Below are 443 nucleotides of genomic sequence, written 5' to 3'. Positions count from 1 at the left end.
CCTGCCAAATAGTCACTCCAATAACGGGTCGCTTCCTGTGCATCCTGATGTTCCAACCATTCGATATAATCACTATAGGGCTTGACAGGTGCCAGCTCTGGCTGCTTGTGCTCCAGCAAGGCAACATATGCACCAAACACTTCGTCCGTCATCAGGGACAGGCACCAGCCGTCCATCACAATATGATGGAAGCTCCATACAAAACGGTATGAGCTTTCACCCGTGCGGAAGACGGCTACGCGCATAAGCGCATCCTTGCTTAGATCAAAGCCTCGAGCTTTATCCTGGGCCACAAATTCAGCTACAGCGTGTTCGCGCCCTCTGACATCCTCATAAAAGAAGCTCGGGTTTTTATGACGATAGACAATCTGCAACGGTTGACCATACCAGCCGCTGTAGAAATTCGTCCGTAATATAGCATGTCGGCTAACCAGCAGCTTCAG

1 protein-coding gene is annotated in these 443 nt (G+C 50.3%); it reads right to left on the bottom strand.

What is annotated here, in order from left to right:
- A partial coding sequence (locus ACL9RM_RS26530) for a condensation domain-containing protein (RefSeq protein ID WP_414126706.1) occupies positions 1 to 443 on the bottom strand: 443 nt, incomplete at both ends.

The sequence above is a fragment of the Paenibacillus sp. S29 genome (assembly GCF_049319765.1).
GTDB classification, from domain to species: Bacteria; Bacillota; Bacilli; order Paenibacillales; family Paenibacillaceae; genus Paenibacillus; species Paenibacillus polymyxa_B.
Note: the sequence above shows the minus strand (reverse complement) of the source record. Positions and strands in the feature narration are given on the sequence as shown.